Annotated in this window: 16 protein-coding genes; 13 read left to right on the forward strand and 3 right to left on the reverse strand. The window is 62.8% G+C overall.

Features of this window, described 5'->3' with window-relative positions:
- The first annotated feature begins 220 nt into the window (after window positions 1-220).
- The 6 genes from B5G12_RS11425 to B5G12_RS11450 all read left to right on the forward strand — a co-directional run bounded on the left by B5G12_RS11425 (window position 221) and on the right by B5G12_RS11450 (window position 6122).
- Window positions 221-1507 (forward strand): SMP-30/gluconolactonase/LRE family protein, encoded by a 1287-nt coding sequence (locus B5G12_RS11425; RefSeq protein WP_087324992.1) that lies wholly within the window; start codon window positions 221-223, stop codon window positions 1505-1507.
- A gap of 55 nt (window positions 1508-1562) precedes the next feature.
- A complete protein-coding gene (locus tag B5G12_RS11430; protein ID WP_087324993.1) occupies window positions 1563-2123 on the forward strand; it encodes a TIGR01440 family protein in 561 nt (186 codons plus the stop codon).
- An 8-nt stretch (window positions 2124-2131) separates the two neighbouring features.
- The gene (locus B5G12_RS11435; RefSeq protein ID WP_087324994.1) at window positions 2132-2854 is read left to right on the forward strand and encodes a YggS family pyridoxal phosphate-dependent enzyme; all 723 of its coding nucleotides are present in this window, start codon (window positions 2132-2134) and stop codon (window positions 2852-2854) included.
- Window positions 2855-2902: 48 nt separating this feature from the next.
- Window positions 2903-4714, forward strand: a complete 1812-nt coding sequence (locus B5G12_RS11440) for an ABC transporter ATP-binding protein (RefSeq protein ID WP_087324995.1) — start codon at window positions 2903-2905, stop codon at window positions 4712-4714.
- Between the two features lie 277 nt (window positions 4715-4991).
- The gene (locus B5G12_RS11445; RefSeq protein WP_087324996.1) at window positions 4992-5630 is read left to right on the forward strand and encodes a hypothetical protein; all 639 of its coding nucleotides are present in this window, start codon (window positions 4992-4994) and stop codon (window positions 5628-5630) included.
- 252 nt (window positions 5631-5882) lie between these two features.
- Window positions 5883-6122, forward strand: coding sequence for a hypothetical protein (locus tag B5G12_RS11450; protein ID WP_087324997.1), 240 nt, complete (start codon window positions 5883-5885; stop codon window positions 6120-6122).
- On the opposite strand, the gene B5G12_RS14405 is transcribed toward B5G12_RS11450, so the two are convergent.
- Window positions 6104-6748 (reverse strand): hypothetical protein, encoded by a 645-nt coding sequence (locus tag B5G12_RS14405; RefSeq protein WP_144064145.1) that lies wholly within the window; start codon window positions 6746-6748, stop codon window positions 6104-6106. The two genes, B5G12_RS11450 and B5G12_RS14405, sit on opposite strands and share 19 nt — an antisense overlap.
- 40 nt (window positions 6749-6788) lie before the next feature.
- On the opposite strand from B5G12_RS14405, the gene B5G12_RS11460 reads away from it, so the two are divergent.
- On the forward strand, window positions 6789-7337 hold the full coding sequence (locus tag B5G12_RS11460) for a hypothetical protein (protein ID WP_087233167.1): 549 nt from the start codon (window positions 6789-6791) through the stop codon (window positions 7335-7337).
- Between the two features lie 37 nt (window positions 7338-7374).
- Here the strand turns inward: B5G12_RS11460 and B5G12_RS11465 are convergent, their stop codons facing one another.
- Window positions 7375-7560 carry a hypothetical protein gene (locus B5G12_RS11465; protein WP_087324998.1) on the reverse strand — a complete coding sequence of 62 codons (186 nt, stop codon included), beginning with the start codon at window positions 7558-7560 and terminating at the stop codon, window positions 7375-7377.
- Between the two features lie 13 nt (window positions 7561-7573).
- Entirely contained in the window at window positions 7574-8764 is a 1191-nt protein-coding gene (locus tag B5G12_RS11470) for a nucleotidyltransferase family protein (RefSeq protein ID WP_087324999.1), read from the reverse strand.
- A 248-nt stretch (window positions 8765-9012) separates the two neighbouring features.
- Here B5G12_RS11470 and B5G12_RS11475 point away from each other — a divergent pair, with 248 nt between their 5' ends.
- From B5G12_RS11475 to B5G12_RS11500, 6 genes are all read left to right on the forward strand, one after another.
- Window positions 9013-10221, forward strand: a complete 1209-nt coding sequence (locus B5G12_RS11475) for an acetate/propionate family kinase (RefSeq protein WP_087233176.1) — start codon at window positions 9013-9015, stop codon at window positions 10219-10221.
- Between the two features lie 342 nt (window positions 10222-10563).
- A complete protein-coding gene (locus B5G12_RS11480) occupies window positions 10564-10857 on the forward strand; it encodes a zinc-ribbon domain containing protein (protein WP_087233179.1) in 294 nt (97 codons plus the stop codon).
- Between the two features lie 148 nt (window positions 10858-11005).
- Window positions 11006-11260 (forward strand): DUF1858 domain-containing protein, encoded by a 255-nt coding sequence (locus B5G12_RS11485; RefSeq protein ID WP_087233182.1) that lies wholly within the window; start codon window positions 11006-11008, stop codon window positions 11258-11260.
- Window positions 11260-11910 (forward strand): class I SAM-dependent methyltransferase, encoded by a 651-nt coding sequence (locus tag B5G12_RS11490; protein ID WP_087325000.1) that lies wholly within the window; start codon window positions 11260-11262, stop codon window positions 11908-11910. Before B5G12_RS11485 ends, B5G12_RS11490 begins: the two co-directional genes overlap by 1 nt.
- A gap of 3 nt (window positions 11911-11913) precedes the next feature.
- The gene (locus B5G12_RS11495) at window positions 11914-12699 is read left to right on the forward strand and encodes a Nif3-like dinuclear metal center hexameric protein (protein WP_087325001.1); all 786 of its coding nucleotides are present in this window, start codon (window positions 11914-11916) and stop codon (window positions 12697-12699) included.
- Window positions 12700-12765: 66 nt separating this feature from the next.
- On the forward strand, window positions 12766-14511 hold the full coding sequence (locus B5G12_RS11500) for an Rqc2 family fibronectin-binding protein (protein WP_087325002.1): 1746 nt from the start codon (window positions 12766-12768) through the stop codon (window positions 14509-14511).
- Window positions 14512-14746 lie beyond the last annotated feature (235 nt).

Genomic DNA, 14746 nt, shown 5'->3' on the forward strand with positions numbered 1-14746 from the left:
CCTGGATTTTCACATTTCATTACCATAATAATACGGAAAATGTGAAGAAGTGTGAACTTTGGGTGAATCCTTTGGAAAAGATGCATCCCACACCCATTGTATCACAGTCTGCCGGCCCGGTGCAATCCAAAACCGGCCCGGCTCTTGCATTCGCCCCACAGGATGCTGTATACTGGGGGCGCACGCCCAACCACTGGATGAGAGAAAAGGAAAAGACTCCATGCGTTTTGGACTGACAGAATTTTTGCTGGTGCTGCTGATCGCAGTGCTGGCCTTTGGGCCCCGTGTGTCGGCCTGGATGAACCGCTGGTCCCGCCAGGCCAGGGCCACCCGGGCCGAGGACGCCCGCCGCCGTGCTGCCTGGGAGGCGGAGCGCCGGGCCCGGCGGGACTTTATCCTGCACCGGTTTCAGATCGCGGCGGCGGTGCTGGCCATCCTGACGGCTGCCGCCCTGGTCTATACGTTGGGGTTCCGCCCCATCGAAGCTGAACCGCAGAGCTACACCCTGCCGGCCGCCGCCGCGCCTGTGGGCGGGCAATCCATTTCGGACACCGCCGCCCTGGCCGTGGAGGGCTACCAGCCCCCCGACTGCATCCAGGTGCGGGACGGCTGGATCTATCTGGCGGCCCGGCCGGCAGAGGGAGAGGGCAGCGCCCTGCTGCGGATGCGGGAGGACGGCAGCGGCCTGATGACGGTGCTGACCGAGGAAGGCCGGATCACCGCGTTTGCCTTTGACCCGGCGGGCGACATCTGGTACACCGTCCTGACTGGGGAGGGCGGGGCCCTCTGCCGCGCCTCCCACGACGGCTGGGGCGCCACCGCCGAACAGGTCGTCACCCAGATCGACGGCAGGCGTCTGACCTATCCCGCCGCGGTGGCCGCCGGCCCCGACGGCCAGATCTATTTTACCCAGGCGGCGGACTTTGGCCCCCAGGCCGGCAGCCTGGACGAGGCCCTGCGGTCCGAGCTGATCGGCCACACCGCCACCGGCTGGGTCTATGCCTATGACCCCGCAGGCCGCGCCGTGCGGCGGGTGATGGGCGGCATCGCCGGAGCGGCGGGCCTGGCCCTCTCCCCCGACGGCGAGACCCTGTATGTCTCCGACCTGGGCAGCCGCTGCATCTGGGCGGTGGACGCCGCAGGCCGGGAGCTCACCGCCGGCGGCAAGGGATGCCGTCTGTTTGTGGGGGACCTGCCGGGCTATCCCACCGCTCTGGCGGTAGATGCGGACGGCAGCGTCTATGTGACCTATCCCTGGGCCGCCGCCCGCTGGCTGGAGGACCGGGCCGCAGATCCCGGCATCCGGGGCATTGCGGCACGGCTGCCCCGGAGCGTCCAGCGCAGCCTGTTTGCCGCCTGCCCGGCCGCCGCCCAGAGTTTCCGCCCCGACGGCAGCCTGGAGGCGGACTACGCCGCCGATGCCGTTGCCAGCGGGGCGCTGGCCCCCAGCGGCAACCGGCTCTATCTGCCCGGGGCGGAGGACGGCGTATGCTATTTCCGCTTGTAGAAGCCGGGGCCGGAACCGCCCCGGGATGGTTTTGTTGGGAAAGAGGCGTTTTGCGATGACCGAACAAGAAAAGACCGAGATCACCCGCCAGGCCCGTCAGGCCGTGGAGGAACTGCTGGCTGTGGCCGGCCTCCAGGCAGGGGACGTGTTTGTGGTGGGCTGCTCCTCCAGCGAGATCGTGGGGGGCCACATCGGCAAGGACAGCAGCATGGAGGCCGCCGGCGCAGTCTACGAGGGGATCGCCCCGGTGCTGGCCCGGCAGGGCATCTGGCTGGCAGCCCAATGCTGCGAGCACCTGAACCGCGCCCTGATCCTGGAGCGGGAGGCCGCCCGGGCCTATGGCTGGGAGGAAGTATGCGTGGTGCCCCGTCCCCATGCGGGGGGCAGCTGGGCCACCACCTGCTGGAAGCGGTTTGCGCACCCGGTGGCGGTGGAGGAGATCCGGGCCCACGCCGGGCTGGATATCGGGGGCACCCTGATCGGGATGCACCTGCGGGCCGTGGCGGTGCCGGTGCGGCTGAGTCTGGACCACATCGGCAAGGCGCTGCTGCTCTGTGCCCGCACCCGCCCCAAGCTGATCGGCGGGGAACGGGCCAAATACACAGAGGAGGATTGAGGACAGGTATGACAGAACGGAATCTGGAACAGATGGAGCAGGCGGTGGCGGAGATCCGCCGCAAAATGGCAGACGCGGCCCGCGAGGCCGGGCGGGACCCCGCCGGCGTCCAGCTGTGCGCGGCTTGCAAGACCCACACACCCCAGACCATTGCCCTGAGCGCCCGGCTGCCCATCGACCTGTTTGGGGAGAACCATGTGCAGGAGCTGTGCGCCAACAGCGACGCCGGGGCCTACTGCGGCAAACCGGTCCATTTCATTGGCCACCTGCAAACCAACAAGATCCGGAAAGTGCTGGGCCGGGCTACCGTGATCCAGAGCGTGGACAGCCCCCGGCTGGTGGCTGCCCTGGAAAAAGAAGCGTCCAAAATGGATATCGTTCAGGATATTCTACTGGAAGTCAATATTGGTGAGGAGGCCAGCAAGACCGGCGTCTCCCCGGAAGAACTGTGGGCGTTGCTGGATCTTGCGGCGGCCCAGCCCCATCTGCGGGTGAAAGGGCTGATGGCCATTCCCCCGGTGAATGAGGATGACGCCCAAAACCGGGCCTTGCTGGGACAGGTGTACAAGCTGTTCGTCCGGGCGGGGGAGCGCGGCTACGACAACGTCCGGATGGAGATCCTCTCGATGGGGATGAGCGGCGACTTTGAGAACGCCATCCGGGAAGGCGCCACCCTGGTGCGGATCGGCACCGCCATCTATGGCGCCCGGGATTACGGCCCCAAAGCCTGAGCGGGCTAAAATACGACAACGATTTGGAAAAACAACAGGAGAATCAACATGGTGGATTTGAACGACGTCGAAAAGCCGAAGTATCAGGACCCCAACGCCCGCCATACCTCGGCCCTCGACCTGCTGCGGCGGTTCTGGCCGTATGAGCGGAAATACTGGCAGACCATGGTCTTTGACCTGTTCTGCGCGGCCCTGACCTGCATCTGCGACCTGGTGCTGCCGCTGATCCTGCGGTATATCACCAACACCGCGGTCAACGATCTGGCCGCCCTGACCATTGGCATCGTGCTCAAGCTGGGGCTGCTCTATTTCGTGTTGCGGATCATCGACGGCCTGGCGGCCTATTATATGTCGGATATGGGCCACGTCATGGGGGTGTATATCGAGACGGATATGCGCCGGGACGCCTTTGCCCATCTGCAGCGGCTGAGCGTGGCCTACTACTCCAACAACAAGATCGGCCAGATCATGGGCCGGATCACCAACGACCTGTTCGATGTGACCGAGTTTGCCCATCACTGTCCCGAAGAATTTTTCATTGCAGCTGTCAAGATCCTGGCCAGCTTCCTGATCTTGTGCCGGTACAGCATCGGCCTGACGGTGCTGCTGTTCCTGTGCGTGCCCCTGATGGGGGTGGTGTCGGTCAAGCTGAACTCGAAGCTGCGGGCCACCCAGCGGGCCCAGCGGGTGCAGGTGGGCGAGCTGAACGCCCAGATCGAGGAGAGCCTGCTGGGCGAGCGGGTGGTCAAAGCCTTCTGCGCCGAAAAGACCGAGAACGAAAAGTTCGAAGTGGGCAACGGCACCTTCCAGCGGCTCAAGAAAAACAGTTATAAGGTGATGGCGGCCTTCCAGACCTCCACCCGGATGTTCGACGGCCTGATGTACCTGGTCACCATCCTGGGAGGCGGCATCTTTGTGGTGCAGGGATGGATCCTGCCCGGCGACCTGGTGGCCTACTCGCTGTATGTGTCCACCCTGATCGCCACCATCCGGCGGATCGTGGAGTTTGCCGAGCAGTTCCAGCGCGGCATGACCGGCATCGAGCGGTTCTTTGAGATCCTGGATACCCCCATAGACATCCAGGACGCCCCCGACGCGGTGCCCCTCAAGCCGGGGCCCGGGGATATCCAGCTGGAGCACGTCAGCTTTGAGTATCCCGACGACCACAACAAGGTCCTGCGGGACGTGAACATCCACATCCCTGCGGGCCAGCGTCTGGCCCTGGTGGGGCCGTCGGGGGGCGGCAAGACCACCCTGTGCAACCTGATCCCCCGGTTCTACGATGTGACCGCCGGCCGCATCTACATCGACGGTCAGGACATCCGCAAGGTGACGCTCGAAAGCCTGCGTGCGTCCATCGGCATCGTGCAGCAGGACGTGTACCTGTTCAGCGGCACGGTAGCCGAGAACATCGCCTACGGCAAACCGGGAGCCACCCGTGAGGAGATCGCTGCCGCGGCCCGCCTGGCCGGCGCCGAAAAATTCATCCTGGCCCTCAAGGACGGCTATGACACCTATGTGGGTGAACGGGGCGTCAAGCTGTCGGGCGGCCAGAAACAGCGGCTGTCCATTGCCCGGGTCTTTTTGAAGAACCCGCCCATCCTGATCCTGGACGAGGCCACCAGCGCTCTGGACAACGAGAGCGAGATCCTGGTAGGTCAGAGCCTGGAGAAACTGGCCCATGGCCGCACCACCCTGACCATCGCCCACCGGCTGACCACCATCAAGGATTACGACCGCATCCTGGTGCTGGGAGCCGAGGGCATCCTGGAGGACGGCACCCATCAGGAACTGCTGGACAAGCAGGGGATCTACTACCGCCTGTGGAACCAGCTGCCCGGCGATGAGATGCTGTGGTAAGGTGAAAGTAAAAATATTTTTACTATTTCTCTGCGAAAACTGAATAAAGCACCCCAAAGCGCACGCGAAAGCGTGCGCTTTTCGTTTGCCCCAAACTCCTTCTGCTCCAAAGTTAGATATTTCAAACTAAAGAAAATAAAGAAAAATGGGAAAAATTGAAAATTGGGTCTTGACACCGGGGGGGGTATGTTATGATAGGCACACAAAGGAAAGGACCTTCCTTTGAACCTGTTTTGGGTCTCTATCTTTTATACACCATAAGGAGGAAAAATTCATTATGAAACTCAAGAAGATTGCTTCTCTGGCGCTGGCCGGCATCATGGCCGTCAGCATGCTGGCTGGCTGCAAGGACGGCGGCAATGGCAACAGCGGTTCTTCCAGCAGCGAGCAGACGACTGCTACTGGCATTGTTGCTACTGTTGACAAGGCTATTAAAGACTATAACTCTGGCCTGACTGTTACAGTTAAGGAGAGTGGAGTCATGAACACTCGCCTTGAGAAGCTGTTTAAAGATCATGTTTATTCTGAACTGATCGATGACAATTATAAGCTGATTGAAGAGGATATGGAAAGCGTCTTCAATGCTACTAATTGGAAAGAAGTTGATTCTACTTCCTTCCTGGAAAAGACCTATAATCTTGAAATGAATGCGAACGCTGGCATTTATCATGCATGGATGGTTCTGCCTGTAGAAAAAGTTTCTAGTGCAACTGCTCAGGTGAAGGCAGCTAACGCTATTGCTGAGGCGTTTGATGGCGTTAAGAATACTTTCGCTTCTAACGTGAGTGGCAAGGACAAGACATTCAATAATACTTATACCTTGTATGTTAGCCAGCTGAACGCTACAAAACCTGGTGATTCTTCTGTTCCCGTGGTGGTTGCTGTTTTGGAAGTCAAGATGGAGGCCAAACTGTAATTGATTTTACTTATAACACCCCCGGGGCACCATACCGGGAGATGATATAAGGGGCGAGCAGGTGCCAGAGACCACCTGCACGCTCGGGTAAAACACCCATCCGATGTGGCGGCAAAGAGGAATAGAACCAATATTCCTTCTGTTGTTGATCGCACCAAAACAAAAGAACTTTTGCGTCACGAAAGATAGGGTCCCTCTGCGGGGGCCGGCCATACGGCCGGCCCCCGCATTGTTCTACAAGGGAATGATAGGATGAAGGAAAGTTTACTGGATCGACTGGCGGCCCGGATGGGCTGCACATATCTGTCTGACCTGCATTGGCTGGACAGGACACAGAAAGCGAAACTGGCAAGTGTGGTATGGCACATAGAACCGGAAGACGCCACCCTGTTTGAATGGAATGACGCATTGCTTTACCTGGCAGGCGATCCGCCGGCAGAGACCGCCGGGGCCGCACGGGAAAAGCTGCTGGACTATCTGTCGGATCGATAAGGCCGGCGCAGCCGCACATCTGCCCGCCGCCCTGCATATACATGGGTCAGACCAAACCGGAGCCATTGGCCGCAAGGAGGAAGATCCATGTTCTGTGAAAAAATCGTTTCGCTGGCGCTGTGCGCTGCTGCCGCGGTCAGCTGTTGTTTTTGCCCGTGGCTGGGCGGCGGGGCGGGGGATGCCGGCAGTTCCAGCAGCTCTGGCAGTTCCAGTTCCGGAGTGACGGGTGATCCCGGCAACCCCAATATCCCTTTGGTTCCGGGCGGCGGAGCGTCCAGTACGCCGACCACACCCGAAACGCCGGGCGGCGGCGCATCCAGCACGCCGACTGCACCTGAGACCCCGGGCGGCGGCGCGTCCAGCACACCGACTACACCCGAGACCCCGGGCGGCGGAGCGTCCAGTACGCCGACCACACCCGAAACGCCGGGCGGCGGAGCGTCCAGCACACCGACCACACCTGAGACCCCGGGCGGCGGTGCATCCAGTACGCCGACCACGCCCGAGACACCGGGCGGCGGTGCGTCCAGCACACCGACCACGCCCGAGACACCGGGCGGCGGTGCGTCCAGTACGCCGACCACACCCGAGACCCCAGGCGGCGGAGCATCCAGCACGCCGACCACACCCGATACTCCGCAAAGGCCGGACATTGACTTTACGGGTATGCTGGAGGACGACCTGCCGCCCGCAGCCAAGAAGGACTTCATCACCTTTGAGGACAGCATCCAGGATGAAGACGCCCTCCAGGACGCACTGAACAGTCTGGTCGCGGAGGCCACCGGCTCGATCCAGGAAGGGCAGATCACCCCCATTTACAACACGTCACCGGGGTATGGGCAGATGGTCAAGGATTTCGTCACTGCGCGGGGGATCAAAAATACCAGCCTCAAACGGGGCAACACTCCCGACGGAATGTACTACTATTTCATCAATAACCCTACTCTGGACGCAGCCCAACCCACCAAGTGCGCCGTCCTGTACGCGGCGCCCGGTTCGATGGGGTTGGAAGAGGCGATCCGAAGGGTAGCCGCCCAGGTGGACCCGGTGCTGGAAAAGCTGCCCAGCAGCAATATGGGCGGCAGTCCGCGCTACGACTACCGCTATGTGGTCTCGACCAGCGCCGCAGGCCGCTCCCTGACCAATGAGGACGGGACAGCCATACCGGTCTACTATGTCGTGGTAACGGTCACCCGCATCCCCACCGCCGCATGAAAAAAGGCCCGTCTCCTTGTGGAGGCGGGCCTTTTGTTCAGTTGGCAAGGAACGGGCTGATGATCGCCAGGAGCACGATGATCCCCAGCAGGACCAGGAAGCAGCCGGCGCCGCCCCCGTTCCCGCCTCCGCCCCCGCCGCCGCGCTGGGTGCGCTTGAAAGCGGTCATGTATTGGGCGTAGCCTGTGGAGCCTTTGCCAAAATAACCATAGTCCCGGGACATGGGAAAACCTCCTTTACCATTTTACAAAGGGCGCGGTGTAGGCCGTCCCCATGGGCTGCGGGGTACGGCGGCAGAGGGCTGCCAGGTCGGCGGCGGCGGCCTGGGCCTGGGCGGTGCGGGCGCAGTCCGGACTGCACCGGGCCAGCTTGGCCAGAGAAGGGGAGAGGGGCAGAGCTGCCCCGGCCAGCAGGGACATGGCGTCGGCGCGGGCGCCCAGCAGATGAAGATAGGGGGGCAGGTCGGGCAGTTCCAGCCAGCCGGGGCCTTTGCCATAGCCCAGGGCTGCGTCCATGACCAGACGGCGCATCCGCGCCCGGGGATAGCGGACGGTGGTCATAGCGTCGCAGAGGGCGTCCAGGGTGACGGCCTCCCGCAGGCAGGTCTCCAGCCGGTGCTCCAGACCCTCGGTGGCTCCCCGCACCCCCGCAAAGCTCTGCCGGGCCCGCAGACGGGAGAGCACCGCCACGCTGAGGGACTGCGGGTCGGTGCAGGCCCCCGCTGCAAAAGCGTCCTGATAGAGGGGCAGCGTCTGCGGGGGGACATACCCGGTCAGCCCGCTGGCCCCCTGGGCTGCCCAGCGGCCCCGCAGGGCGCTGGCGCTGGCATACGGGCCGTTGGTCAGGGCCTGGCCGTGGCCCGCGCCCTGCCGGGGCAGGGGGATGGGCTGCAGGTCTGCTCCCAGTTCCAGAATGGCCTTGCAGTATTCCACGGCCAGATTGTTGTTGGGGCGGTCCAGCAGCTGCTCCAGTCCCTGCCCGGGACAGATCCGGCCGATGGCTGCCTGACGCGCGGCGGCAAAATTACGGGCGCCGGCGGCCAGCTGCTCTTTCAGGGCATCCCGGTAGGAGGCGGAGGCCAGGGCCCGGGCGGCGGCCATCAGGCGGCCGGGGTCGGGGTCCTCTGCCCCAAATACCAGACTGTCACAGCCGGCGGCGGCCAGCAGGGCCACCCCGGCCCGGGCAAAGCTCTCGGCCCCCGACATGGCCCAGGGAGCGGGCAGGGCAAACACCAGCCCCGCCCCTGCCTGCAGGGCCGCCCGCACCCGTACCCCTTCGGGGAGCAGGGGCGGCGCCCCCCGCTGGGTGAGGGCACAGCTGAGGGCCACCGCGATCTGCCGGGCCCCCATCTCCCGGGCGACGGCCAGCTGCCAGGCGTGGCCGTTGTGGAAGGGGTCGTATTCTGCAATGATGCCTGCGAAGCGCATATTCCCTCCTGTTTTGTTGCGTTGTACACAAGTTTTTGCCTTTTTGACCATTTTGTCTTGCAAAGCGTTCCACTCTATTATATAATGTAGATGAATGGGACGCAACTGTTTGCAGAGGACGGCTTTCAGGTGGGGCGCCTGAATTTGGCAGATCCGCACAAACTCTTGGCGTTTTCTTTGTATGTGTTCCACAGGGTTGGCCAGAGGGGCCCGCCGGTGGACGAAATAAAACAGGAGGCAACGAGAAGATGAAAGTTCTGGTTATCAACTGCGGTTCTTCCTCCCTGAAGTATCAGCTGATCGATATGGAAGGCGAGAAGGTGCTGTGCAAAGGCCTGTGCGAGCGCATCGGCATGGAGAGCAGCATGATCACCCATGAGGCGAACGGCCACAAGGCCACTACCCCTGCGATTTTCCCCACCCACACCGAGGCTTTCCTTGAGCTGATCAAAAAGATGACCACCGGTGCAGGCAAGTGCATCGAGAACGTCAATGAGATCGACGCCATCGGCCACCGGGTGGTGCACGGCGGCGAGAAATTCAAGGAGAGCTGCCTGATCACCGACGAAGTCATCACCGCCCTGCGGGAGCTGAGCCCGCTGGCCCCTCTGCACAACCCCGCCGGCATCCTGGGCATCGAAACCGCCCGCAAGGTCTTTGGCCAGGATGTTCCCCAGATCGCTGTCTTTGATACGGCCTTCCACAGCACCATGCCTCCCAAGGCTTACATGTACGCCATCCCCTATGAGTACTATGAGAAGTACGGCGTCCGCCGCTACGGCTTCCACGGCACCAGCCACAAGTACGTCAGCCACAAGGCGGCCGAGTACCTGGAAGAGCCCATGAGCCGCCTCAAGCTGATCACCTGCCATCTGGGCAACGGCTCCTCCATCACCGCCGTGGACCAGGGCCGTGTGGTGGATACCTCCATGGGCATGACCCCGCTGGCCGGCCTGATGATGGGCACCCGCTGCGGCGACCTGGATCCCTCCGTGGTCAACTACCTGAAATATACCCTGGACATCACCGGCCACGAGCTGGATGAGATCCTGAACAAGAAGTCCGGCCTGCTGGGCATCTCCGGCGTGTCCAGCGATATGCGCGACGTGGAGAAGTCCGCCAGCGAGGGCAACGACCGCGCCCAGCTGGCTCTGGATATGCTGACCTACCAGATCAAGAAGGTGGTGGGCAGCTACATCGCCTCCATGGGCGGCGTGGACGCCATCGTCTTTACCGGCGGCATCGGCGAGCATGACGACGTCATCCGCGCCAAGATCTGCCACCACATGGACTGGCTGGGCATCCGCATCGACACCGATAAGAACAAGAGCATCCGGGGCGATGTGTGCGAGATCACGGCCTGGGGCGCCAAGGTGCGCACCCTGGTCATCGCCACCAACGAGGAGCTGATGATCGCCCGCGATACCAAGGAAGTGCTGGAGAAGAACGCCGGCTGAACGGCGGCTGTCCCCGCGTCTGATATGGAAGATTGATGCACCCGAGATCACACGTCTGCACAGGCGTGTGATCTTTTCTGTACAGGCCCGGCACAAATGCTGAAAACTGCGTTTTTTCGACAAATGAAAAGTGTGTCTTATGTTGCACAAAACAGAATTTCCCGCTTCTGGGGCTGATTTTTGGTTGACAAAACGAGCAAAGCAGGGTACAATAAGGAAGTCCTCGCTTTATGAGGATAGAACATGCTTCAAGCCCCTGGCAAGCTGACGATCGGCGCCCCAAAACCAAGGTGTAGTTCCAATCCTTCCGCGGGCAAGCACAAAACAAGAGGAGATACAACGATGTTTGAAGACAAGACTTTAGTTTGCAAGGACTGCGGCAAGGAGTTTGTTTGGACTGCTGGCGAGCAGGAGTTCTATGCATCCCGTGGCTTTGAGAACCAGCCCCAGCGCTGCAAGGCTTGCCGTGATGCCCGCAAGAACGGCGTCCGCCCCGCCGGCACCGGCGAGCGCAAGATGTACGACGCTGTCTGCGCTTCCTGCGGCAAGGCCTGCAAGGTGCCCTTCCAGCCCCGCGAGGACCGTCCGGTCTACTGCTCTGACTGCTTCGCACGCATCAAGCAGAACCAGAACTAAGTTTGCAGTGCAAGGGCCTCTGCCGTCAAGCGGCGGGGGCCCTTTTTGTGACCCGGTTACTTGTAAACCGGCGGGTTTTGGGGTATAGTAGAAGCGTACAAAAGGGGCCGGCGGCCCCATATGCCAGACAGAGAAAGGACGAAAGTTCATGTTTGATATTTTCAACAGCATCCGCAGCCACAGCGACGGGCCCTTCCAGGTGACCCGCCAGACCATCATCGGCGATATTCTGGACCTGGACAACACCACCGCGCCCTATTTTTTGGAGATCGGGATGCACTGCCTGGGCTGTCCTGCTTCCCGCGGGGAGAGCATCGAGGAGGCCTGCGCCGTCCATGGCGTGGACTGTGACGCCCTGATCCAGAAGCTGAACGACCACCTGGCAGCCAAGGCCAAGGCCTGATGGCTCTGGACGCACGGCTGGCGGCCGCGGCGGAGCTGTGCCGGCCGGGTCTGCCGGTGGCGGATGTGGGCTGCGACCACGGCAAGCTGACCGCCGCTTTGGCCTGTTCGGGGCTGTATCCCCGGGTGATCGGCACCGACCTGCGCCCGGGGCCTCTGGCTAAGGCGCGCCGGACGGTGGAGCAGGCGCAATGTCAAGACCGCGTCCAGCTTCGGCTGGGCGACGGTCTTTCTGTGCTGTCTGCGGGGGAGGTGGGCACCGTCGTCATCGCGGGGGTGTCGGCCCAGACTGCCTGGCAGATGCTGGAGGCTGCCCCCTGGGTGTCCGATCCCGGCGGCCCGCGTCTGGTGTTGATCCCGGCCACCCGCCACGATGAACTGCGCCGCTGGCTGGCAGGACATGGATTCCGGCTGGTATGCGACAGGCCGGTGGAGGCGGCGGGCCGCTGGTATGCGGTGATGGCCGCCGAGTACGATGGGGCCTGCCGGCAGCTCACGCTGGCCCAGGCCCTGTATGGAGATACGGGCCGGTGGCCGGAGGCAGCGGGCTACCAGGCCAAACAGAGAGAAAAGCTGGCCAAGCTGCGGCTGGGCACGCCGGACGGCACCCCTGCGGCCCGGGAGATCGACCAGCTGCTGAAGGGAGAATGAACCATGGCTGAGATCCAAGCGATTTACCAGGCGATGGCCCGGATGGCCCCGCCGGAACTGGCCGAGAGCTGGGACAATGTGGGCCTGCTGGTGGACTGCGGCCGGCCGGCTGCCCGTGCCCTGACCGCCCTGGACATCACCCCCGAGGTGGTGGAGGAGGCCCGGCAGCTGGGCTGCGGGGTGATCGTGGCCCACCATCCGGTGATCTTCTCCCCCCTCAAGCGGCTGGACCGCCGGGACGTGGCCTTCCTGCTGGTGCAGGCGGGCATTTCGGCCATCTGTATGCACACCAATCTGGACGCCGCCGAGGGCGGGGTGAACGAGGTGCTGGCGGAGATCCTGGGCATCCGGGACCCGGTCCCCTTTGCGGGGGGCTGCGGCCGGGTGGGGGAGCTGGACGCCGTCTCCCCGCTCACGGTGCCCGAGCTGGCGCGGCTGGCCCAAAAAGAGCTGGCCGCCCGCTGCGTGCCGCCGCTGGAAGGGCCTGCGGTGCAGGTCAAGTATACCGACAACGGCAGGCCGGTACGGCGGCTGGCAGTGATCAGCGGGTCGGGGGGCAGTATGTTTGAGGAGGCGCTGGCCGTAGGGGCGGACTGCCTGCTGACCGGCGAAGCCAACCACCACGCTGCCTGCGACGCCCGGCGGCTGGGTCTGGGACTGATCGCCGCAGGGCACTATGCCACCGAATATCCGGCTGCTGCGGCTCTGGCCCGGCGGCTGGAAGCGGCTGTGCCGGGGCTGGAGGCTGTGGCCAGCCAGACCAACCGGGACCCGTTTACATACCTGTAAGAAACAAGATGGCGCGGCGGGACGCTGGACTGCCGCGCCGTTGGTCTGTTTGAGAGGGGGAACATCATGGCACTGGATGCCGCAACCCTGGCACTGACAGCGGCCGAACTGGGCCGCACGGTGACCGACGCCAAAATTGCAAAGATCTTTGAGCCTACCCGGGACGAGCTGGTCATCACCCTGCGTACCCGCACCGACACATACAGTTTGCTGCTGTCGGCGCGCAGCGGGTCGGCCCGGGTCTGCCTGACCGACGAGAGTTTTGAGAATCCCGAGACCCCGCCCTCCTTCTGCATGCTGATGCGCAAGCATCTGACCGGCGGACGGCTGGTGGCGGTGCGGATGGAGCCGGGAGACCGGATCGTCTACTTTGATTTTCTGTGCACCAACGAGATGGGGGACCTGGTGACCAACACCCTGTGCGCCGAACTGATGGGCCGCTATTCCAACCTGGTGCTGGTGCAGAACGGCAGGATCATTGACGCCCTCAAGCGGGTGGACTTTGAGGACAGCGAGATCCGGCAGCTGCTGCCGGGGCTGGCCTACACCGTTCCGCCCAAGCCGGCCCGCCCTGACTTTCTGGCGGCCAGCGCGGCCTCGATCGTAGCCGCCGCCTGTCAGAAAGATCTGCCGGTGGCCGCCGCCCTCAGCCGGACAGTGGCGGGGGTGGGCCCGGTGGTCTGCCGGGAAGCCGCCTGGCGGGCCTTTGGCGGGGAAGAAAAGATCGCCTGTGAGCTGGACGAGGAGGGCAAGCGCCGTCTGCTGGAGGCCATCGACGGTCTGAAAGCCGAACACGCCGCCGGCGGCGAACCGTGCAGCGTGGCCAGCCCCGAGGGCAAGCCCATCGAGTTCACTTTCTTCCGGCCCGGGCAGTATGGCGCGGGGTATGCCATCCGCACCTGGCCTTCCTTCTGCCAGATGCTGGAGGGTTACTATGCCGAGAAGGACCGGGCCGAGCGGCTGCGCACCAAGAGCAAGGAGCTTCACAAGGCGGTGCACAATATGTATGAGCGGGCGGTCCGCAAACAGGCCGCCCGCAAGGAGGAGCTGGCCGCCAGCGAAAAAAGCGAACAGCTGCGCCTGTACGGCGAGTTGCTGTCGGCCAACCTCTACCAGGCCCAAAAGGGAATGGAGAGCATCACGGTGCCCAACTGGTACGACGAGGGAAAGCCGGTGACCATCCCTCTGGACCTGCGCTATACCCCCAGCCAGAATGCCCAGAATTTCTTTAAGGCGTACAAGAAAAAGCAGACCGCCGCCCGGATGCTGGTGGATCTGCTGGCAGAAGGGGAGCGGGAGATCGCCTACCTGGAAACGGTGCTCTATGAAGTGGAGAGCGCTCCCGGCGAGGCTGCCCTGAACGAGATCCGGGCCGAGCTGAAAAGCCAGGGCTATCTGAAATACTACAAGCCCCGGGACAGAAAGCAGAAGCCCGCCGATTTTTACCGCTACATCTCCTCGGATGGGTTCGAGATCCTGGTGGGCCGCAACAACCTGCAAAACGAGCGGCTGACCCTGCACACGGCCCGTGGCAAGGATCTGTGGTTCCACACCAAGAACGCCCCCGGCAGCCACACGGTGGTGCTGAGCGGCGGCCGGGATATCCCTGACCGCACCCGCCAGGAGGCCGCCGAGCTGGCGGTGCTCCATTCCAGTCAGGCCAAGGGGGTCAAGGTGGCGGTGGACTACACAGAGGTCCGGAACATCCGCAAGACCGCCGGCCTCAAGCCGGGCATGGTCCTCTACGATAAGTATGAGACGGCCTATATCACCCCCGACCCCGACCTGGCCGCCCGCCTGCGCAAAAAGTGATTTGTGTCGGATACTAAAAATATTTTTACCATTTCCCTGTGTGAACTGAATAAAGCGTCCCCAGAGCGCACGCGAAAGCGTGCGCTTTTTTGCTGCCTCCGAATCCCCTGCGCCCGAAGTTAGGGAATGCGAACTAAAGAAAATAAAGAAAAAAAGGGAAAATTTGAAATTGGGTCTTGACACCGGGGGGGGTATGTTATGATAGGCACACAAAGGAAAGGACCTTCCTTTGAAC

Origin of the sequence: Faecalibacterium sp. An58 (assembly GCF_002161515.1) — a bacterium.
GTDB classification, from domain to species: domain Bacteria; phylum Bacillota; class Clostridia; order Oscillospirales; family Ruminococcaceae; genus Faecalibacterium; species Faecalibacterium avium.